Source organism: Methylocystis rosea, from assembly GCF_003855495.1.
GTDB classification, from domain to species: Bacteria; Pseudomonadota; Alphaproteobacteria; order Rhizobiales; family Beijerinckiaceae; genus Methylocystis; species Methylocystis rosea_A.
This window is the reverse complement of sequence record NZ_CP034088.1, coordinates 171,140-190,880: the sequence shown is the minus strand read 5'-3', so window position 1 is coordinate 190,880 and position 19,741 is coordinate 171,140. Positions and strand designations below refer to the sequence as shown.

General features: G+C 59.5%; 26 protein-coding genes and 2 pseudogenes. 15 read left to right on the top strand and 13 right to left on the bottom strand.

Translation table 11 applies throughout. From position 1 onward, the window contains the following. Positions 1-64 precede the first annotated feature (64 nt). Positions 65-769, bottom strand: a complete 705-nt coding sequence (locus EHO51_RS21150; protein WP_245435105.1) for a DNA-binding domain-containing protein — start codon at positions 767-769, stop codon at positions 65-67. A gap of 151 nt (positions 770-920) precedes the next feature. Here EHO51_RS21150 and EHO51_RS20260 point away from each other — a divergent pair, with 151 nt between their 5' ends. Together EHO51_RS20260 and scpB are read left to right on the top strand one after the other, a co-directional pair. Next, entirely contained in the window at positions 921-1,961 is a 1,041-nt protein-coding gene (locus EHO51_RS20260; protein ID WP_164479500.1) for a DUF1403 family protein, read from the top strand. 18 nt (positions 1,962-1,979) lie between these two features. Next, on the top strand, positions 1,980-2,702 hold the full coding sequence (gene scpB, locus EHO51_RS20255; RefSeq protein ID WP_109026966.1) for an SMC-Scp complex subunit ScpB: 723 nt from the start codon (positions 1,980-1,982) through the stop codon (positions 2,700-2,702). A gap of 128 nt (positions 2,703-2,830) precedes the next feature. On the opposite strand, the gene EHO51_RS20250 is transcribed toward scpB, so the two are convergent. Further along, positions 2,831-4,018 carry an integrase core domain-containing protein gene (locus EHO51_RS20250; protein WP_109026963.1) on the bottom strand — a complete coding sequence of 396 codons (1,188 nt, stop codon included), beginning with the start codon at positions 4,016-4,018 and terminating at the stop codon, positions 2,831-2,833. 385 nt (positions 4,019-4,403) lie between these two features. On the opposite strand from EHO51_RS20250, the gene EHO51_RS20245 reads away from it, so the two are divergent. After that, a complete protein-coding gene (locus tag EHO51_RS20245; protein WP_109026961.1) occupies positions 4,404-4,703 on the top strand; it encodes a putative quinol monooxygenase in 300 nt (99 codons plus the stop codon). Positions 4,704-5,312: 609 nt separating this feature from the next. Here EHO51_RS20245 and EHO51_RS20235 read toward each other — a convergent pair. Beyond that, positions 5,313-5,738 carry a universal stress protein gene (locus EHO51_RS20235; RefSeq protein WP_109026984.1) on the bottom strand — a complete coding sequence of 142 codons (426 nt, stop codon included), beginning with the start codon at positions 5,736-5,738 and terminating at the stop codon, positions 5,313-5,315. 164 nt (positions 5,739-5,902) lie between these two features. On the opposite strand from EHO51_RS20235, the gene smbP reads away from it, so the two are divergent. Further along, complete coding sequence (smbP, locus tag EHO51_RS20230; RefSeq protein ID WP_109026958.1) at positions 5,903-6,241, top strand: small metal-binding protein SmbP; 339 nt, start codon at positions 5,903-5,905, stop codon at positions 6,239-6,241. Positions 6,242-6,264: 23 nt separating this feature from the next. Here smbP and EHO51_RS20225 read toward each other — a convergent pair whose 3' ends face one another. The 4 genes from EHO51_RS20225 to EHO51_RS20210 form a co-directional block, all read right to left on the bottom strand. Next, positions 6,265-6,495: a hypothetical protein gene (locus EHO51_RS20225; protein ID WP_124740581.1), complete on the bottom strand. Its 231-nt coding sequence runs from the start codon at positions 6,493-6,495 to the stop codon at positions 6,265-6,267. A 108-nt stretch (positions 6,496-6,603) separates the two neighbouring features. Beyond that, positions 6,604-6,840 carry a hypothetical protein gene (locus EHO51_RS20220; protein WP_124740580.1) on the bottom strand — a complete coding sequence of 79 codons (237 nt, stop codon included), beginning with the start codon at positions 6,838-6,840 and terminating at the stop codon, positions 6,604-6,606. 262 nt (positions 6,841-7,102) lie between these two features. Next, positions 7,103-7,294 (bottom strand): hypothetical protein, encoded by a 192-nt coding sequence (locus EHO51_RS20215; protein WP_109026945.1) that lies wholly within the window; start codon positions 7,292-7,294, stop codon positions 7,103-7,105. Beyond that, the gene (locus EHO51_RS20210) at positions 7,284-7,736 is read right to left on the bottom strand and encodes a hypothetical protein (protein ID WP_109026941.1); all 453 of its coding nucleotides are present in this window, start codon (positions 7,734-7,736) and stop codon (positions 7,284-7,286) included. Before EHO51_RS20210 ends, EHO51_RS20215 begins: the two co-directional genes overlap by 11 nt. Positions 7,737-8,069: 333 nt before the next feature. Between EHO51_RS20210 and EHO51_RS20205 the strand changes: the two are divergent. Continuing rightward, positions 8,070-8,267: pseudogene (locus EHO51_RS20205) on the top strand (ATP-binding protein); the annotation flags it as partial. A gap of 198 nt (positions 8,268-8,465) precedes the next feature. Further along, on the top strand, positions 8,466-8,936 hold the full coding sequence (locus EHO51_RS20200; protein ID WP_109026938.1) for an Hsp20/alpha crystallin family protein: 471 nt from the start codon (positions 8,466-8,468) through the stop codon (positions 8,934-8,936). A gap of 265 nt (positions 8,937-9,201) precedes the next feature. Here EHO51_RS20200 and EHO51_RS20195 read toward each other — a convergent pair whose 3' ends face one another. Then, positions 9,202-9,390, bottom strand: a complete 189-nt coding sequence (locus tag EHO51_RS20195; RefSeq protein ID WP_245435103.1) for a NepR family anti-sigma factor — start codon at positions 9,388-9,390, stop codon at positions 9,202-9,204. 425 nt (positions 9,391-9,815) lie between these two features. On the opposite strand from EHO51_RS20195, the gene EHO51_RS20190 reads away from it, so the two are divergent. Together EHO51_RS20190 and EHO51_RS20185 are read left to right on the top strand one after the other, a co-directional pair. Further along, on the top strand, positions 9,816-10,247 hold the full coding sequence (locus EHO51_RS20190) for a cupin domain-containing protein (protein WP_158273655.1): 432 nt from the start codon (positions 9,816-9,818) through the stop codon (positions 10,245-10,247). Positions 10,248-10,352: 105 nt separating this feature from the next. Then, a complete protein-coding gene (locus EHO51_RS20185) occupies positions 10,353-10,619 on the top strand; it encodes a hypothetical protein (protein WP_109026924.1) in 267 nt (88 codons plus the stop codon). Between the two features lie 94 nt (positions 10,620-10,713). Here the strand turns inward: EHO51_RS20185 and EHO51_RS21295 are convergent, their stop codons facing one another. Together EHO51_RS21295 and EHO51_RS20175 are read right to left on the bottom strand one after the other, a co-directional pair. Continuing rightward, on the bottom strand, positions 10,714-11,118 hold the full coding sequence (locus EHO51_RS21295; protein ID WP_192879626.1) for a J domain-containing protein: 405 nt from the start codon (positions 11,116-11,118) through the stop codon (positions 10,714-10,716). Positions 11,119-11,141: 23 nt separating this feature from the next. Next, positions 11,142-11,573: a hypothetical protein gene (locus EHO51_RS20175; protein WP_109026923.1), complete on the bottom strand. Its 432-nt coding sequence runs from the start codon at positions 11,571-11,573 to the stop codon at positions 11,142-11,144. Positions 11,574-13,066: 1,493 nt separating this feature from the next. Between EHO51_RS20175 and EHO51_RS20170 the strand changes: the two genes are divergently transcribed. Together EHO51_RS20170 and EHO51_RS20165 are read left to right on the top strand one after the other, a co-directional pair. Then, a complete protein-coding gene (locus EHO51_RS20170) occupies positions 13,067-13,372 on the top strand; it encodes a putative quinol monooxygenase (protein WP_109026922.1) in 306 nt (101 codons plus the stop codon). Positions 13,373-13,462: 90 nt separating this feature from the next. Further along, positions 13,463-14,440: a GlxA family transcriptional regulator gene (locus EHO51_RS20165; protein ID WP_109026921.1), complete on the top strand. Its 978-nt coding sequence runs from the start codon at positions 13,463-13,465 to the stop codon at positions 14,438-14,440. A gap of 357 nt (positions 14,441-14,797) precedes the next feature. Here EHO51_RS20165 and EHO51_RS20160 read toward each other — a convergent pair whose 3' ends face one another. After that, entirely contained in the window at positions 14,798-15,781 is a 984-nt protein-coding gene (locus EHO51_RS20160) for a GlxA family transcriptional regulator (RefSeq protein ID WP_124740579.1), read from the bottom strand. A gap of 165 nt (positions 15,782-15,946) precedes the next feature. Between EHO51_RS20160 and amoC the strand changes: the two genes are divergently transcribed. Together amoC and EHO51_RS20150 are read left to right on the top strand one after the other, a co-directional pair. Further along, positions 15,947-16,720 (top strand): bacterial ammonia monooxygenase, subunit AmoC, encoded by a 774-nt coding sequence (amoC, locus tag EHO51_RS20155; protein ID WP_109026919.1) that lies wholly within the window; start codon positions 15,947-15,949, stop codon positions 16,718-16,720. A gap of 208 nt (positions 16,721-16,928) precedes the next feature. Then, positions 16,929-17,519 (top strand): hypothetical protein, encoded by a 591-nt coding sequence (locus tag EHO51_RS20150; protein ID WP_245435102.1) that lies wholly within the window; start codon positions 16,929-16,931, stop codon positions 17,517-17,519. Between the two features lie 154 nt (positions 17,520-17,673). Here EHO51_RS20150 and EHO51_RS21140 read toward each other — a convergent pair whose 3' ends face one another. Beyond that, positions 17,674-17,886: a hypothetical protein gene (locus tag EHO51_RS21140; RefSeq protein WP_245435149.1), complete on the bottom strand. Its 213-nt coding sequence runs from the start codon at positions 17,884-17,886 to the stop codon at positions 17,674-17,676. A 97-nt stretch (positions 17,887-17,983) separates the two neighbouring features. Here EHO51_RS21140 and EHO51_RS21135 point away from each other — a divergent pair. Continuing rightward, a pseudogene (locus EHO51_RS21135) lies at positions 17,984-18,049 on the top strand (hypothetical protein); the annotation flags it as partial. Positions 18,050-18,279: 230 nt separating this feature from the next. After that, positions 18,280-18,594, top strand: coding sequence for a hypothetical protein (locus EHO51_RS21130; protein WP_245435146.1), 315 nt, complete (start codon positions 18,280-18,282; stop codon positions 18,592-18,594). A 103-nt stretch (positions 18,595-18,697) separates the two neighbouring features. On the opposite strand, the gene EHO51_RS20135 is transcribed toward EHO51_RS21130, so the two are convergent. Further along, positions 18,698-18,883 carry a hypothetical protein gene (locus EHO51_RS20135; protein WP_109026916.1) on the bottom strand — a complete coding sequence of 62 codons (186 nt, stop codon included), beginning with the start codon at positions 18,881-18,883 and terminating at the stop codon, positions 18,698-18,700. A gap of 73 nt (positions 18,884-18,956) precedes the next feature. Here EHO51_RS20135 and EHO51_RS20130 point away from each other — a divergent pair, with 73 nt between their 5' ends. Then, a complete protein-coding gene (locus tag EHO51_RS20130; RefSeq protein WP_124740578.1) occupies positions 18,957-19,448 on the top strand; it encodes a hypothetical protein in 492 nt (163 codons plus the stop codon). Positions 19,449-19,741: the final 293 nt, after the last annotated feature.

Genomic DNA, 19,741 nt, shown 5'->3' with positions numbered 1-19,741 from the left:
GCGTCGATCTCACGTTCCTGCAACCAGGCTGTCTTGTCGTAAACGCCATGGAGAACGCAGAGGCTCACGGAAAGCCGTGAAGGGGATCCATCGAAAGATGAAAGCCCGTAATCATTCGCGTAAACACATCGATCGCCAGCGTCAGCCAAGGGCGTGCGAGCGGTTCGCGCGTCTCTTCGTGAACGACGATGAGATCGACGAGCGTGTGATCGATCTGAACCACCTCGAGCGGCCGGGAGGCTTTGTATTCGCCCGGAACTGGCGTTGTCGCTTTGATCGCGCGTTTGTCCTTCCGTTTACGCGCGACCAATCGCCTCTCGATGTCATCGACGCGCGTCTTGATCGTTCGACGATCTGGCAATGGCCATCCGTGCTGGACGAAACGCAAATGGATTTGTTCGACGAGGTGGGTCAGCGTTGGACGCTGCGGCTTCAGATAGACTTCCCGGATCGTCTGGCGGATCAACTTATGACGCGATTTGTCGAGAGCGAGCGCCCCTTTCGATCGGCCTCGCGGCTTCGGCTGAAGCGCCTCAACGGTGGGCGTTTCGCGATAGATCGCGACGAGGCGATAAAGTGTCGCGCGACTGATCCCGAGGTCCAAAGCAACATCTTCGACGTCGCTTGTTCGTAGCCGGTCGCCCGCGGAGCGGCCTAACAATTCTCTGATGGCCTCCTCGCGTCGACATGCCTCTAACCACTGCGGGTCGTCGGACCCCGTCGTGTCGGCGTCATCAGGGCAGGGCGCGTTCTCATTATTGCTGTTCATTTTTCGGCCGCGTCCATGAGAAATGGTTGAGCCGCAAATTCTCAATTCAACTGTACATCATTCGGGCGTTTTCTCAATTCAAATGTATACGCGTAAATCAGCAGCGTTTCGTAACGCATTGAAATTCAACAGGCCGATTTCTCAATTTCTGATGTGTCCTGACACGCAGTGGGCGAAGGTCGGCGGCGTTCAACACGACGCGGCCAGCGCGCACTTCTTCGCCGCCGGCGCCAGTCTTGCCCGCCTCGACCAGCTTTTGCGTTGCCCCGGAGGCGATATTTCGCGCGCCGGAATCGGCTCCGCCGATGTTTCGCGCGCCGACGGAAGAGCCGCCGATGCTTCGAGCCCCGGCAAAAACTTCGGGGAAGGAGGCCTCGAACCCGTTTTTGCCGGCGCCCTGCGGCAGCGCCTCGCCTTGCGCGCCGCAACCGCCTGCGCCGCGATAGCGCGTCTGCGCGAAGACGAAGGCGCCCTGCGCGACGCCGAACATCTCGCCGGCTTCGACGCGGCGCCGACGCCCGGCGGCCGCCTGCATCGGCTGTGGCGCCTGTTCACAACGCCTTCTGTGCGGCTCGATGCGCGCGTCGTGAGAGTCGCGGCCGATTGTCTCGATTTACCGCCGGCCATCGATTGCGAAGCGCTCGCCGCCCTTGTGGATGAGCGGTCGACAGCTGAGAATCCGCTCAATGCTGCGGCCCGCGTGAGCGCGCTAGCGCTGGGCGTCATCGGTGACGCGGCGCAATTCGACGCCGAAATTTTTGCGCTGTGGTTCGCCGATCTTGTGTTGGCGCGGCGCCTCGCGTGGCAGGCGCCGCTGCCGCTGTTGGCGACGACGATCACGCATCCATCGATGCGCACGGCGACCGGACGCCGACCACGGCCGAGCGATGCCGATTGGGATTTGAGCGCCGCGCGCGCCATGGCGCGCGCGGCGCAAGAGTCTTACGCGCTGGCGACAGAACTGTCGCGGCGTTCCAATATACTGTTGAGCGTTGCGCCAAAATTGCGCGCCAAAAAGGCGGCGCGCGTCGTCGATTTGTTGCTCGCCGACGATTGCGTTTCGCCGACGCGGGCGGCGACGTCGGCCGGCCTTTCCGATCGCGCCACGCGGCGTTTGTTCGATCGGTTGATGGCGCTTGGCGCCGTGCGCGAACTCTCCGGTCGCGCCAATTTTCGACTTTACGGACTGTGACATGAAAAGGATGCCGACATGCCGTCGATGAAGGCGCATCGACAGGACAGTGCGCCGCCGCCAAACCGTCGTGTGCCGCGGCGCGATGGGGATTTGCTGTTCGACGCCGATCTTTCCGATCTGCCACAGGCGATGCGCTGGCGCGAATGGATGGGGCGCGTCGAAGCGGCGATCTTCGCCGCGCCGTCGCCGGTCACGCGCGACGCGCTCACCAAACTGGTCGGGCGCGATTGCAATTTTGATGATTTGATTTGCGACATTCGCGAAGATTTGCGGGCAAGGCCCTATGACCTCGTTCTCGTCGCCGGCGGCTATCAACTGCGCACCAAACCGCGCTACGCCGACGCCATTCGCGTCCTGAACAACGGCGCCCACGCCGCCGGACCGCCAGCGCTGACGCCGACCGAACTCCTCACCGTGACGGCGATCGCCTATCTGCAGCCAGCGACGCGCGCGGAGCTGTCGCAGTTTGCAGGGCGAGAAATCAGCCGCGACGTCATTGGAGCGCTCAAGCGCCATCGGCTGATCGACGCCGCATTGCGCGCGCCGGAGCCCGGCGCGCCGTTCGCCTACGTGACGACGAGGAAGTTCCTAGAGGTCTTCGGACTCGCGTCGCTGCGCGATCTCCCCGACATCGAACGGCTCGAAGACGAGGGACTTTTGGAGAGGCCGCAGCCGGAGGCCGATCTTGACGCCCTTCTTTTCGCGGAAGAGGAGGATCTCGAAGAGCATTGGGAATGACCGGTGATAGGGTTCGCAACTCCCTGCCTGCTCGTCGTCCTTTCACGGCGAAAACAGGGGTTCGAATCCCCTTTGGCGCGCCAAGAAAATCAATTGTCCGGACTGAAGACATAGGTAACAGTCTGTTCCTAAGACATGGGTGACAACCTCGGGCCGAAGGGGTTGTCGAGGGGTTGCAAGGTTTTCTGCTCCAGATCGATGAAGCCGAGATCGTAGCTCATGAAGCTGACGAGCCAAATGCCGTCGTCGATTTCCTTGATTCCGAGGCGCTGACCGGCGAGCACGGACGAGATGTTGACGCGCTTTCGATACATGCAGATGCGCCCGCATGAGGTGACCATCACGTCGCGATCGTGCAGCGGATAGTCGATTTCCGGTAATTTCCCGTCATAGGGCTTGGCGGACGGGCGATAGACATCGGCCGGGCGCTTCATGTCGAGCGCTTCGTGCGGCCTTTCGTCGTTGAACTCCTTGATGAACGCGTCGAAGCGGGCCTGTTGCTGCAAGCTGTTCATGCCGGGCGGACGGGTCGCCTCCTTCTTCAAGGTCAGGTGCATGCGCTCGTGGCGGCCGTTCTGCTGAGGATGGCCGGGCTTGATGCGCTCGATCTCGACGCCCAGGCGCAGCCACCAGACGGAGAGCTTGGAGAGGCCGAAGAGGCCGTTGGGGCTGGCGAAGGGAACGCCATTGTCGGAGCGGATGGCGCCGGGGAGGCCGCGCTCACGAAACAGCCGGCCGAAGGCGGTGATCGCCGGGTCCTCTCTGGTCGATTCCAGCGCCTCGCAGAGCAGCAGGAAGCGCGAGGCGTGATCGGTGACGGTGAGCGGATAGCAGTAGCGTCCGGAGCCGAGCTTGAACTCGCCCTTGAAGTCCACACACCAGAGATCATTGGGAGCAAGGCCGGGCGAAAGCTCCGTGCCCTGCGCCCGCGGGCGGCGGCGTCCGAGCGCCTTGACGAGGCCGTGCCGGCACAAGACCGCATGGATCGTGCTGTTGGCGGGGACGCGGAAATCGCCGTCGAGCTTGCGCAGCAGCAGCTCGCGATTCTTGCGCGCGCCCCAATGGGGCTTTTCACGCTTGCAGCGCAGGATGAGGCTTTCAATCTGCTCGGGCAGCTGGTTGGCGTAGCGCACCGGCCGCCGCGAGCGGTCGGTGAGCGCCTCGAGGCCGTGCTCCTTGTAACGATCGAAGATTTTGTATCCCGTCTTGCGCGAGATGCCGAACTCCCGGCACACATCGCTCATCGCCTCGCCGTCGAGCAGACGCGCGACGAACCGAAGACGCTCTTCCATAACCGAACACCCCTTCCAGGGCATTCGACACCTCCCGCCTAGACTGGCGGGAGGTGTCACCCATGTGTCCGGAACAAACTGTCACCCATCTCTCAGGTCGCTCACAATAAGTTGTGATAATAGACTGCGTCGAGCGCCGCTTCGTGCCAACATTTGCCGGATAAGCGTCGGCGAACGTCAGCGGATTCCGTCCCTCCGCCCACGAAAAAGCCCGGTCGTCGCCGGCCGGCTGGAGGTGCGGTGGGAAGGCCAGTCGCCGAGCACTTTTGGCTCGGCGCGGGCCGGTTCGTACGCGCGGAGCGATGCAGGCAACCGCGACCAGCCGCCATAGTTAATGCTATGCTGCCGCCATCTGCGGACGCTTGGTGCAAACTGACGGCCTGAAACCGTCGGTCTTGAGGAGGTCGCAATGGTGAAATTTGGCATCTTGGCGACGCTGGAGGCGAAGATCGGCAAGGAGCACGAGGTTGCAGCGTTCTTGAAATCGGCGCTGCCGCTCGTGGAAGCAGAGCCCGGCACAGTGTCGTGGTTCGCGATCCGAGTGTCACCCACCACTTTCGCCATTTTCGACGTTTTCAATGACGAAGCCGGCAGAGACGCTCATCTTGCTGGGGAAGTCGCGAAAGCGCTCATGGCGAAAGCGCCGGAGCTTTTCTCGCAGCCACCCAAAATCGGGAAGGTTGACGTGCTGGCGGCAAAGCTGGGCTGACAACACAAAAACGCACCGATCGCGTCGACGACTTTTTGCATGCCCGCCTCGGCTTCATCCGCGCGGCCTGTCGATGTGGCCAATTCCGCTTCCCGCACGGCAAGTGCTGGAGCGCATGGGCCGATTTGCTCTTCGGACTGCCTAATGGCAGCGGCGGTTTCCGATACAAGGTTTAGCGCGACGGTGACGGGGTCCGACAGCGGGTCCCTGTGCAGGCGCGCCCATCACGGCAAGGTCGCCTTCGATGCCATGCGGACGGCGCCGGGAACGCCGTTCGTTGCCCTGGCGAGGTGCGCCGCTTTGTCTGCTCCGTCTGCGGCTCCCGGACGTTCATCTGATGCCAGATTGGCCGCCATATCGGGCGCGGGGGTGACACACCCTAGCGGTCTACTCTCTCCTGGGAAGAGTTCCAGCGCATCGCCGACCTAATCGGCCAGCCGCGCTACAACATCGCCCTACGACGCAGATTGAAGTCATCCGGCCAGCGGCTGGCGGCAATGAGCTTGTCCCGATGCGCTGGGGCCTTGTTGCCTCTTTAGTGGAAGAGTCCGCTCAACGAGCTGCCGGCGACATTAAAACGCCCGCGCCAAGACGGTTGGGGCGAAGACGCTACTGCCGCACGACGAGCACTGAGCACTTTGCGTGGTGTACGATGGCGCCGGCGTTGGAGCCAATGAGAAACCGATCCATTCCTGGCCGGTGGGAGCCTACGACGATGACTTCGGCGCCCCACTCCTCGGCCTCCGCCAGAACCTTTTGATAGACGGGACCGAACAGCACAACGGTCGAGATTCGGCCGGTCGGATGATCGATGCTAGCCGCTAGGGCCGCGATCTCCTTCTCAAGGCCTTGCCGAATATCCTTGTCGAAATTTCCCTTGACGTAGTCGAGGAAGGCAATGGGAATAAGCGTCTGCACATTGACCAGCCTGAGTTCGCTATTGAAAGCCCTGGCGAGCGCTGCCGCTTTGTCGATCGCCTGCTTGGTCATCTCAGATTCGGTGAGATCGATCGCGACAAGAATATTTTTGAACATCATCGCCTCCCTGGCTGACCCTTTAAGGCAGCTAGATGCCGAACTCTAATACTCCTTCGCGTATCTTGCCGCCGCGTCAATCGCCACAATCGACTCCCGCAAATTGTGGATTATGATCCTGCCGGCATTCCCTTCCGAGGAATGGCTAGTGGGAGGATATTTCAATGAACCGCAGAATTTTTGTACTCGCGCTGGGTCTTGGAGTCGCGGCCTTCGTAGCGCCCCGCGTCGCGCTCGCCGAGGATCATTTGGCCGAGGCGATTAGCCACACCAAGGAAGCGATCGACCACGGCAAACAAGGTCATGCGGATGTGTTGGTGACGCACGCCGAAGCCGCGCTTAAACACGCTGAAGCGGCGGAAAAAGCGAAGAAGAATGAGCACACCAAGGAAGGAATTACCCATCTGAAGGCGTCAATTACGGAAGGCAATAAAAAGGACGCCAAAGCTGCGACCGGACACGCCGAAGAGGCGTTGACGCATCTGGAAGCGGCGCAGAAATAACCCAAACAGCAAAACCCGCCGTTTCATCCACGGCGGGGCGTTCTGTTGCGCCGACGACGAATTTCGGCGCTCGGGATGATGTAGGGCTCGAAGCCTACGCCGCAAATCCCCGGGCATGAGCCTTGCGCCGATCTTTCGAAGCCGCCCATGCCGTGGCCAAGCATTGCCCCGAACGTCCAGCCGAGCCCGAGGCGCTTGCCGTCTCGGAATCGCTTGTGGGCGTCCCGCATGATCGCGGTGCGGTCGTAAGTCACGGCCTCAGCCTTCTCCGCAAATCGTCCGCCTTGATGGCGCAGCGCTCGGCGCTCTCGACGATGCGCCGAGACGTTCGCATGGCCGCGCCTTGACGTTGCTCAGGTCAGTCATCGGCATGGTCTCCGCACCGTGCCATTGCCGCCTGGCAGGTGCGGCGAATTGAACCAAGAGTCCATATAGTCGCCGTCCAGCTCTCCTTTGTCGCTGTCGTCCTCTTCTTCGTCGCGCGGCCCTGTAGTCCTCTCCCGATCGTCGTCATAGCCGCGCAGCGCCATCTCGGGATGGCCGCTCCCATGGCCCGTCCAGCCGAGCGACGGCTCGGCTTCGTCGACCGCATCGGCCACGCGAGACGCGGCCCAAGCATGTTGCTGATTGACGGCGGTCGTCGCGCCGAGCGTTGGCTCCTCATCGCCGGTCGGCTCAAGCAGCTCGCTTTCGTCCTCGCGGTCGTCGCTAGCTCCTTCGGCCCAGTGCGCCTGGTCCGGACGGCGTCGATCTGGTCCAACAGGTTCAAGAACGCGTCCACGGCGTCGGCGAGCGCCTTGCGCATGCCGGGGCGCAATTCGATAAAGAGCGGCGCCGCGGAGGCGTTGTCGTTGTCGAAGCTCATGACTGCGCTTCCCGCTCTAACACCGCGACGGCGTTGCGGACGGAGTCGCCGATCATGTCGCCGACAAGCATGTCATTGACCACGTCGTCTTCGTCGAGAAAGTCAGCGAGGCGACGGAGCAGCCGTAAGGCGCCCGCGAGCGTCGTCGGTGTGGATTCGAAGACCGCCCGCTGCGCTTCAGTTCGCATTATCTTGCGCCTTCTGCGCGGCCGACTCCGCATCTAATACCTCGCTCGTCTCGGCATTCTGCGCATATGCGTTGTGGGCTTCTAGAACGGCGCGCGCGTTCTGGTATTCTGGCTCAAGGCCGGCGGCTTCAGCACGCATTGTGGCGTTGCCTTTGCGGAGGCGCGCAATCGTGTCGTCTATTTCTTCGTCTGTCATTCCCATGCTGCTTTCGCGCATGGTTTCGAGATGGAGAATGCTGAAGACGCGATTGCCATTAAAGACAACTTCCGGGAGCCTATTGCTCGTGGGCGCGGCGTCCGCCACGGCTTCCCAAGCAGTCCGTTCGATCGCGTGCAGGCGCTCGTATTCTGCGAGAGCCTCAAGCAGCGGATCATCGTCCGCGACGACGCCAGCAATGGCAGGAAGCCCTGCGACGGGCGCAGCGGCGAGGCCGGCGAGCATGGCCCGCCGCGATGGTGTATGAGACAGTTTAGCCATGATGTGAAGCTCCGTTTGCGTTGTGGTCAGGCCGGGAGTGGGGTTCGCGAGATCTCTTCCCGGCCGCTTATCATGCGGTCCCTCTTGAAGTTCAGGCCGCGAATGATCCGGCGAGGCGGCCGGAATGCGTGGTGTAGAGGCGGCATAGGGGCATGCGCGGCGCAGGCCGGTCGGCAACGCAGGAACGGACCGGAAGGCCGACGTTGCTTTCCTCGCGCAGGCGAGACGCCTTGGCCTTCTTCCATTCGGAGGACAGCGCCTTGGCGAACCATTCCCGACAGGAGCCGCCGACGCTCTGGCCAACTCCTCTTCCACCTCGTCAGCCGGCTCTATGAGCGCACCTCAGTGATCGTCACAACCAATCTCGCCTTCGGCGAATGGCCCAGCGTCTTCGGCGACGCCAAGATGACGACCGCTCTCCTCGACCGCCTCACCCATCACTGCGACATCGTCGAAACCGGCAACGAAAGCTGGCGCTTCGAAAACCGCGCCTGAGGCCGACGCGCCGCCCAGGCCGCTGCCGTAGTCGGCGTAACTCCGGTCGGGCTACGCCCTCCCTCCGTCACGCCGACTACGGCACAAAACGCACGCCTGAAAAGGGGTCCCTTTTCGGCGCCGATCTGGGGTCCCGGTTCAATGCTGATTGACAGCTTGGGAGCGGGCATTGGCGTTCGCATATCCTAGGAGAGCACAATGAGATTGCCGAGCCTGTGGTCCCGTCAGGACATAGACCCCTTTCGTTCGCTCCGACGCGAGATGGAAGATGCGTTTCGTATCTTCGATACCGGTCTTCCGACCCTGAGTGTCGGAGCGAAAGCGCCTGCGATTAACGTCGCCGAAACGGTTAACGCCATCGAGGTGACGGCCGAACTTCCCGGCGTCGAAGAAAAAGACATTAAAGTAGGCTTAGAAGGCAACCGGCTCACCATCGCCGGCGAGAAAAAAGAAGAAAGCCAAAGGGACGAGAAGGAGTGGCACGTCGAGGAGCGCAGCTACGGCTCGTTCTATCGCTCAATGTCCTTGCCATTCACTCCCGCTGACGGAGCCGTGGAGGCGCATTTAGACAAGGGCGTTCTCCACGTCACCGTCAAGAAACCTGCCGAAGCCGCTAGCGCCGCCAAGACAATCGAAATCCAGGCCGGCCAGCCTCCGAAGCAATCCTGATTGGAGGGCGCAAGACAAATACTCGCACGCGAGTAAATCTCGCGTGCGCTCAGGCAACTGCGTCGTGATTCCTTCTTGCGACAAGCAGGATTGCGCCACCCGCACAGTTTGCAACTCCTCTGAGGTCCCCGCGAGTAGCAGGCGCTGGATTGACGCCGCCGCGGTAAGCGACACTCGGCGGACACATGAATTTCGGCGGCGTCGATTCTGCTGGCGATTTTTCGCCTAAAGGGCCTATGCCTGAAGCGCTTTCATGATTTTCCGCTTAGCCCGCCCTCAGCTGTTGACGGACGAATCGGCTGAATAAACCCCGCTCCTTTGGACTATTTATTGAGGCGTCGCGCTTTTTTTGGCGGTCCGGGACGCCGAAAACCAAGACCCTGTCCGTTTCTAGCCTCTCCAGGAGATCAAGAAACCGATCTGGAAGCGGCTCACCAAGGATGTCACCGTACATGGCGCGGAGCTGTTCGCCGATTAGGTCTTCGACCTTTTGGGGGAGCAAGCGAGGTTGACCCATCTGACACCTTTAGGCGACATAAATGACAGACTCAGGGTCAGCTCGGGTTGCGGCCACAATATGAAGAAGTGACAGTGGCGTGTAAGTGAGCGCCGATTTTTAAAATTTATGACAAATTGGCTGCGGGTATGGGCATCTAGACTAGCAAAGCACGGCGTTGTGGGTGATTGCTGCGAAGGCGGAGCTCAAGCTGAAGTGTTGAAAACGAAGACTCCACAATTATGATGCGGCGCTGCCCGCCAGTCGCTGTTTCAAGCCACGCGCCCGCCGCGGACTTAGCGACGACCAACGTTAAGCTGCCGAAGACTGAAACCGAGGAGAGCTTTGCGCGACGATTGTGGCGCGCGCATTTGGAGGCGTCTATGTTGAACTTCGTCGTCGCTTTCGCCATCTTGTTCCTTGCCGCCTCGGCCAGCGCCAAGGCGGACGAAGTAGAGATCAAAGGCTTTCACCAGAAAATCAAAGCTGAACTCTCGGACCTTGGCCAACTCGCCGAGCTCAACGGCAAGTACCGTATCCGCGTGACGCAGACGACCATCGACCCAGGGGGCTACATGCATGCGCATCTTCACCTCGGGCCGGGGCTGCGCTGCGTCCTTTCCGGGGAGATGACCTATACGCTCGGCGGAACGCCGACCATTTACAGGGCGGGCGATTGTTTCGCAGAGACCGGCTCGGTCGCCCATGAATCGAGCAACACTGGCGCAGCTCCGGTCGAACTTCTGACCTTCGAACTGCTGCCCGCCAGCGCGCCGGAAGGCAAAGGTTCGGCGATCCCGGTTCCGGCGAAATAAACCAGAACCCCGGGATGGTTCAGATGCAAAGGGCAAGTCTCGTTGTCGCAGCTGCGTGCACCGTGCGAAATGATAGACCTTTGAGATGAGCGGGAAGTTCAATAAATGAACCATAAGCATCGGACAATTCTGCACGCCTTGTTCGCGCATCCAATGAGTAGCAACATCGATCCAAAGATCGTCAAGTCAATGTTGGAAGAGCTGGGAGCTGAAATAACTCGTACTCGGCACAACCATTTATTGGTGACGCTGAGCGGCTTTTCCCATGGATTCCACGACGTCCATCATAGCCTTCCAAAAGACGAAATTGCCGCCCTGCGCAAATTCCTGACGGACGCCGGGATCGATCCTGCGCGCGACTATCCTCTTTAAACCAGCGGTGAGCGACAGGTCACGACATGTGATGGCTCGTCGGGGCCTGTCGCGCCTCGTCGAGGATCGTCGCGATCAGACGCGGTGCGTTCTATTATGATTTACGACGGAGAAGCTTTGCCAGGTCGTGCGCGGCGGCGAGCAAGTCGTGAGATAGACGCCACCACAAAAGCCGGAATGGCGCATGTGCATGCGTTCGCCGAAAATATTCCTCTCGCTCCTGGGAGGAGCGCTCCCAGTGCCGATACGTGCGCGCCATGAACTCGTCAAAGGATTCCTGCCGTGGCGGTGGGGAAGTGCTCGCGGAAGAGCCCGCCGGCCGTCCGCATCGGGCGAGCGCGTACTCATAGGCTGCGGTCAGTTGGACGAATGCTTCGTGCGATCCGCTCTTCTTGTCGGGGTGTCGCTCGTGCGCGAGCAGCCGATACGCCGCCTTGATCTCCACGGCCGTCGCAGATCGCGCGACGCCGAGGATACTGTATGGATCGGTGCTCGTCATGCTACCGACGGTGGGAAACGTTTCTAATTGCCGCGCACGGTTAGGCGCGCATCCGTCTGCAATGGGACCGCGAGAAAATTGTTTTCGTTCGCGACCATGACGGTGATCGTAACGGGCACGGTCGTCATGCCCGAAACGTCACTCGGCTTGCAGCTCGTGTTTTCCATCACGATCGTTCCTGACACGCGCGCCTTGTCGGGAACGAAGCGCATGACACGATCGCGATACGATTTGTTGCGCTGCAACTGGATCGCCAGTGCGTCATCGAATAGTTCGAGCCCCGAGCCGCTTTCGACCTCTGAGCAAGGACCAGCTGAGATGCCCCTGCGCTTAACGGCCAAGCTCAGAGGCATGCCTGAATTATTTTCAATAGTGTATGCAATGCGAGCGGCAATAGGAATTGGATCGCCTGTGGGCGTCCCTTGAATGTAGAGCGTATTGCTTTGCGCCAGCATGCTGTTGACGGTGAGCTTCAGCGCGTCGGCCTTGAGCCGGTTAGCGAAGCTGTCCGGCGTGATGTCATCGGCAAAAGCTAGCGACGGAAGAAGCGCAAATAAAACGGCGATGATCCGCGTGTGATCCCCCTCAAATATCGGGGAAGGGAAGCGCGGCTTTGCTAACGAGTCAAGGCGTCAGAAGCCGCGCGCACAGCAGACAAAAAAGGAGCGCCCGAAGGCGCTCAGTAAAGATCGATCGAAGGCACGTCCTTCTCGTCCATTAAGAGGCGAGCACGTTCACGCCGTTAATGGTGATATCGGCGAGGAAGGCGACGACATTAGCGACGCCATGCGCGGAAGCCTGCAACACCTGCAACGGGTCCCGCGCGACATAGGCCATCGCCCCGTTCCGGCATGGGCTCGACACGCGCAGCCTCAATTGTGCCGTCGGCGTTCCAAAACATCAGAAGGTCTGTCCACAGAGCATCAAGCTGATCTTCCCAACGGGAAAGAACCCTTTTTTAAAAGGCTTGCGGGGGAGCGATGCGCCTTCAGATGCGTCGAGTCGATCATGATGCGCTTGGACTTGGGGCGTTCGCCGACGACCGCCGCGAAGATGCGGTCGAAGACCCCGAGCCGCTAGCGGATGAACCGGTTGAAGAGAGTCTTGTGCGGCCCACAGTCTTTGGGCGCATCCATCCGTTGCAGACCATGCTTGATCACATAGACGATTCAGCTGACTACCCGACGATCGTCAACCCGCCGCACTCCGTGCGCCAACGGAAAATACGGCGATATCCGTGCCATCTGGCGCGCGCTGAGCAAAAAACAAATCATTCATCAAAGCCTCCATCTCGGAGACTTTGAATCGCGCCTCAATCAAAATTGATAGGTCCTGAGCCTAGCTGTCGGTCTGTTTGACCTTTGAAAAGTCAGCCCACCTGAACCGCACACCGACGCTCGCCGCATCTTCTCGCTCGACGAGCCCGAAGGCTCGGACAAGTATTCATGGGCCTGGCGCTTAAAGGCGCTCATACCCTCGATTGTTATGGATGACGAGGCAGAAGAGGGCGGCTCAACACAAGCATGGGCGCATGGCACACTTGAAGCCAATTTTGGCAAACTTGGCCCCCTGTGGGTGATCAAGCCTTCGTTAAATCTGTGCAACATAGCTCATCACGAGCGAGAGCGGGTGAGAGTATTACTATGCAAACAGGCGCTAAGAGCCAGCGGCTCAATGGAAATGTCCTATACGCGATAGCTGTTGCAATCTGGATCGTGGCGATATGGGTCACCGCATTTTACGTTGCAAGTGCAGCTATAGCAGATGAAAGCGCCGGTGTCGGAGGCAATAGCTTTCTACTTGGCTCTACCATGGCGACAGCCGGGGTCCTCACTTTCTTTTCGATTCGGGAGTTTCTTGGGGCGTACAGGCAATGTCACGTGACGGAGGCTTCACGTCCTGTCGGCGCTGACCGCTGTAATCCAGATCAAGCTAAGGAGAAAGTCCAATGACTAAGCCAGGATTGTTTGTTGCTCTTGAAGCCAAGGTGGGAAAAGAGAAGCAATTAGCTACCTTCTTGAGAGACGCGCTGCCACTCGTCGAGGCAGAACCAAATACCGCCAGCTGGTTTGCAATCCAGATGAGCCTGTCAAGGTTTGGTATTTTCGATACCTTTCCGGACGAGAAGGGGCGCGAGGCCCATCTCTCTGGAGGAGTAGCCAAAGCACTAATGGCGAACGCTCCGGATCTCCTGGAGAAGCCTCCATCAATAGAAAAAATTGAGATCTTGGTTGAAAAACTCCCCAACCGATGACCAAATGAACGAGCGTCAACGCCGGACCAGTAAACCGGAGGCGGAATTGGTGTCGGGGGCGGCGCTGTGCTGACCCCAAGCAGGCTGGCTATGGAAATTGTCGTGCTCGGCTTCAACGGCTGCCTAGGAGCCGGATTCGTTGGCTCAGTCGATATGCTGAAGCTCAGCTCGCTAATGATCAGCAAAGAGGACAACCGTCAGCCTTTCAAGACTTTGACGGCGAGTTTTAATGGCAAGCCATTTGAAGATAGTAGCGGGCGCGCTCTAAGTGTAGAAAAGAGCGTCACTGCGATCAAGGCGTCAAGCGCGATAGTGGTACCTGGCTATCTATGCGACGACAATGCTGACTTCCTGTCAACGCCGCAGATTGGTACATTGGCCGCGTGGCTTCGCCGTCAACATGCACTTGGTGCTTTGGTATGCGCTTCGTGTAGCGGCGTGTTTATTCTTGGCGAAGCTGGGTTACTTGATGGTCGCCGTTGCACAACCACGTGGTGGCGTCACGATGAATTGAAAAGCCGCTATCCGCGAGCCGACGCTATATGGGGCGCTCCGCTCATCGAGGACGAGAGGATAGTAACGTCGGGCGGGCCTTTATCGTGGGTTGACTTGTGTTTGCATGTCATTCGTTCGCTGTGTGGTGGAGATGCTGCAAAGATAGCTGCTGATTTCGCGGTCGTCGACACGGCCCCCTCGACGCGCTCGGTATATGCTCCACTTAGTCATTTTGCTGCGGCGAACGCCTTCTTGCTTGAAGCGGAGCACGTCGTCCGGCTAGCTGGAGAGGACCCTATGACAGCTCAAGACCTCGCACGCGCACTTGGCATGTCGAGTCGGACTTTGAATCGGCGGCTAAAAGAGGCGACCAGCGAGACGCCAAAGCAATTTATTGATCGCGTGCGCTTCGAAACCGCTCGAATGCTACTTGAGACGACAAAATGCTCGCTGAAGCAACTGGCTGCAAGCTCTGGGTATTCGGATGCAGCGAGCTTTCGACGAGCATTTTATCGATACTCCGGCATGACGCCTGGGGCTTACCGTACCCAGAGTCGCAATCGACAAACTTAGGCTCCGGACCCATAAAGAGTCCCATCGGTTCGAATTTCTGACTCGGGGCTTCGGAGAGGGAGGCAGCTAATGATTCGCAATTTTTTCTGGCTTGACTGTCACGGAACGCACGTCAAAGACAGTTCCGTAAGCGTCGAATGCGTGTGCTGCCACAGTCACCCTCCAGCATGAGCCACGCCTATGTTCGAACTTCTTCCGCTCGAGCACAATGTGCCCGCTGAGAGGGGCTCGTTTAGCGACGTGGGCGCTCCGGTCTGCTTTGTTCGCGTGCAAATAAGGTCATATCTCTCGGCGGGAGGCGAGAGGGGCCTGTCATCATCACTACAAACCTCACCGAATGAATCACGAGTACACGTTTCACGCAGTCCCTCGGCGCGCTTTTATCCATGCCCTATAGGCACCTGGGGTCATTCCAGAATAACGCTGAAATGCGCGGCGAAAGCTAGTTTGATCTGAGTATCCTGAGGTCTGCGACAACTCTTTAACGGAATGTGCAGTCGTCTCGAGCAGCGTTCGAGTGATTTCAAAACGTACTCGATCGATGAAGCCTTTCGGAGTTTCTCCTGAGGTTTCTTTAAGGCGTCTGTGGAGCGTCCTCTCTGAGGAATTGAGCGCAACTGCGAGTTGCCGGGCTGTTAGCGGTGCATCACCGGCCTGGCGAACCACCCTCTCAGCTTCAAGCAAGAACCGGTTGGACGCTGCCAAATGTCCGGGAGGGACATAAATGGTTTGAGTTGATGGCGTCGTGTCAACAACCGTGAAATCTGCAGCCTCTTTCGCGGCGTCACCACCGCAAAGAGAGCGAATGACGTGGAGCGAAAGGTCGATCCATGAAAGCGGCCCGCCCGCAGTTACAACACGATTTTCTTCAATAAGAGACGCACCCCACGCGACCTGTGCGCGTGGATAATTGGCCTTCAAATCATCGTGCCGCCACCACGTTGTTGTGCAACGGCGACCATCAAGTAGCCCAGCCTCGCCAAGAATGAAGACCCCGTTGCAGGAGGCGCACACAATTGCGCCAAGCGCATGTTGATGCCTCAACCAGGCCGCGATTGCACCAATTTCGATAGAGAGTGACAGACGATTATTACCATCACATATGTAAGCTGGGACGATGACAGCGCTGCAAGACTTGATCGAATCAAGGCCCTTATCTACCTCCTGCCGCCTACGGTTTCCGTCATCAAAAGGCGCGCCATTAAAGCTCGCGGTAACGAGTTCAAACGGCAGCGGTCTACCTGGCTTCGTGAGCATCCGAAGACTCATCGTAAGCATGTCATAGGGACCCAGAAACGCAGACCCGATGCAATCGCGATAGCCAAGGACAACAACATCCATTGCGACGCCCTGACGTTTGGCAGACTTTGTCTCGAGTTTGGCAAACTCGATGGCAAGCCCGGTATTCTTATTGTCAAACGAGACTAGCTGTAATCGATCTCAAGGTCGAGCACATTTCCCTCACGGGAGGAACCAAGACCGCCCGGATCAATCGGAGGATGAAAAATGAGTGTGACAACAGAAGTTGCGGGCCGGTCCCGTGCAGAAGTGGAAAAAGTTGTCGACCTAAGGGGAATGTGGATCGGGCTCGCCGTTCTGAACGGGTTCTATCTGATCGTGCGCATATACGAGCAGATTTACGGCTGGCGGGCTGGCCTCGATTCATTCGCGCCGGAGTTCCAGACCTATTGGATGAGCATTCTGTGGACGGAAATTCCGCTGGAGCTCATCTCAGGCATCGGCCTCGCCGGCTGGCTCTGGAAGACGCGCGTGCGTGACATGTCGACCGTGACGCCGCGTCAGGAGATGAAGGCCATCGCCGACAATGCAGCCTGGCTCGTCGTCTATGCGGCGGCGATCTATTGGGGCGCGTCTTTCTTCACCGAGCAGGACGGCACGTGGCACATGACGGTGATTCGCGACACGGACTTCACCCCGTCGCACATCATCGAGTTCTACATGAGCTATCCGATCTACTCGATCATGGCGATCGGCTGCTTCTTCCATGCGAAGACGCGAATCCCCTACTTCTCGAAGGGCTATTCGATTGCCTATCTGATCGTCTCGATCGGACCCTTCATGATCATTCCGAACGTTGGCCTGAATGAGTGGGGCCACACGTTCTGGTTTATGGAAGAGCTGTTCGTTGCGCCGCTGCATTGGGGCTTCGTGTTCTTCGGCTGGATGGCGCTCGGCGTGTTCGGGGTCGTGATCCAACTCCTGCTGAACATCCATCGTGTCATCGGCAAGGAAGGCGTCGAACTGCTGACCGGCGCGTAAGGCTCAAGATTCTCGCGCCGCGGCCGCGTTTGGACCTCCTGACGAACGACGGCGCGGCGCGGGAGGGAATGCGAAAAACTCCCAGAATCGAGCTCATTTCGTCGCCTCTCGCCGCCTTCTGCGGCGGGAGGCGATGGACGTCAGACCAAAAATTGCGGCATTCTCGAATCTAGAGACGCGGTGCCGGAAGACGAGTGGAGGCATGCTCATGATGAGGCTCCTATTGATTCTCCTCGCGGCGATCGGCTTGATCGCCCGCGCGGACGCACAGGCGGTGCGCAGGGATTCCGCCAAGGCTTTCCAGAAAGTTCGCGAATGCGCGACCCAGATGGGGCCTAACATCATAACCTTCAGCTTCTATCAGCCGACGCAATCGCGAAGCCAGTTCTGCGAGGACATTCCTGAGACAGGACCGACGACCATCGTGGTCGACACGATGCAGGACGAATTGCGGGACATGATGGTGGAGATCCGCATCGTTGAGGCGGACCCGAAGGGGGACGACGAGGCTGCGCCGAACGAAGCCTACCTGCCGCCCGCGCAGTTCCAGACCGGCGTTATCCAGCTCGAACACGACTTCAGGAAGCAAGGCGACTATGTGGCGCTCGTGCGGGCGCGCAGCGAAGATGGGCGCAAGGAATACAACGCCCGTTTCCCCTTCTCGGTCGGGGAAGCGTTTCTACGCGATTGGACTGCGGTCGCCGTCGCTACCGTCGTAGCGCTCGCTCTGGGCGCGGGCTGGTACGCGCATGTCTTCGGCAAGCGATCGTCGAAAAAGACCAAGCTCCGCCACGCGTGATGGCGACCGTTTGCTCCCTTGGAGCGAACGGTCTTCGCGCTGGATCGTATCGCGAGCGCAACGAAGCAATCCACTTTTTAGTGCGACTCCTGGATTGCTTCGTCGCTTACGCTCCTCGCAATGACGGTCTTTGCATTCCAAAAACGGCGTGCATCTATGTCGACGCTGTGCCCGGCTCCTCGAAGGCCAAAGCCGCTCCCTGCCGCATGGGCGTCGCGCCGGCCGCCAGCACGTAGCCGAGGCGGTCGAGGCTGGCATGCCCTTCTTCTCGATCTCGGGCTCCGACCTCGTCGAAATGTTCGTCGGCGTCGGCGCGTCGTGTGTGCGCGTCATTGCCGCCGCCAAGGCCGGCGGACAAACTCGGCACGGTCGCCTATGCCGATACGCACCAGGAACATTTCCTCGGCTATTCGATCCGGCACCAGACGATCTCCAAAGCGACGTAGCAGACGATCGACGCCGAAGTGCGGCGGCTGGTGCAGGAAGCCTATGATGAGGCCAAGCGCATCTTGACCGAAAAACACAGGCAACTCGATACGCTCGCGAATGGGGTGCTCGAGTTCGAGATGCTGACGGGCGAGGAGATGAAGGTTCTACCCGAGGGCAGGCTACCGCTGCGGGAGTCCATGGAAGTCAGGTCACCAGATGATAGGCGGCCAATAGTCGATCCATCCGGTTATGACTCGAAACTGCTTCATTATTGCTCATATCGTAACTGCATTTTTCCCGAATCTCATCCTAGCAGGCTTAATGGCGTGGGATGTGCTACCGGCCGTTCATCAGTGAATCCGTGCCGGACATCCCAACGCCGGCCGGCGTCGTCGCCAAGACGGAAACGCCGCGCCGCGTCCTTTTCGAGCTCTCGCTGCAGAACCAACGGCCCGTGATCGGCGGGCGCGGCACTTCCGCCGAAGCGATCATCGAATTGGGGGGAGGAGTCAACGCGGCGGGGGCGATCGAGGGTGACAAGCCGATGGCGGACGAGGCCATCATCGCGGCGGCGCCTGACATGGTCGTGATGATGCGTCGCGACGGCACGGCCTCGGAGGAGAACCATGGAACTCAGAGGAGTTAGGCTCCGTTAGTACGCCCTTGGCGTCGGCACTCGACGGGATTCTATGTAGGCTACGTGCTCGCCACCATTGATGGACGACAATCGTCAGCACGCCGCTGCGCGTCTACTTTTGGTCAAGCTCCTGTTCCAATTTCTCCAATAGCGCTTGTAACTCGTCGGGCAGCGGTTCCCCGATGATCTCTGTGAGCTTAATCCGTAGCTCCTTGCCGATTTGCTGGAGACCGGCGAAGGGCAATTCCTGGAGTTCGCGAGCGAGCGGGTCGCTTCTTTGGTTGTTTTTTTCTGTCATCACGGCCCGCCCGAGGCCGCAACTTTTCTGCGGTGGCTTTGTTCCATGATTTCTTAACAGTCGGATTCGCGCCATGTTCGGCCCGGTCAAGGCCAGGTTGCTCGGGCCGGCGTCCAACCCAGGCGCGCGCAGTATGCTAAGCACGACGCCACTCCGTACCGAAGACAGCTTGCCGCCGGCGGCAGTCGTCTATGACCGCCTCGATCGGCAGCGCGTCGCGCAGCTCCGCCGAAAAAAATCCAGCGCGCACAAATTCGCCAAAAGGCTGCAATCCGCGTCGCGCCATAAGGTCGCGGAGAGAGCGGTAGGCTGCGGCCGCCACGGTATGGATCGCCAGTTCGTCTTCTTCCGCAAACCAAAAGCGGATCGCGGCGTCCAGTTTCTCCTGGCAGCGGCCGCGTTCGTCACGGGCATGCCCGCGCCGTCAGCGTCCAACTACATGCCCTTGCTCAACCAACGATACGCTATCCCCAAGTTGGATTTGCCAGACGCAACATCGCCTCGCCTAACCCTTGGCGGCGATCGCAGCGACGCAGACGGAGGCAAGTTTGTCCCTTCGGGTTAGGGCGCGCGTGTGGCGGTGAATGGCGCTGCGATAACCGTCGTCGCCCGCGCAACGCCATAAGGCGGCAGTTTCGCCAGAATGTCCGCGCCCGCCGGGTAAACAGCGACTTGACCGCCGGTTGTCAGAAGGCGAGAGGCAGCGTTACGCGTCGGTTAGCGCATGAATTTTGGTCACGCGTCTTGCGCGCGACTGGCGATTGCCTGGGCGTGTTTCTTTGCCGCTGCGCTCGCCGAAGGATGCGCCTACGCCGCTGAAGAGCCGACAAAGACTTGAGTCGGCGGGTTGCCTGACGA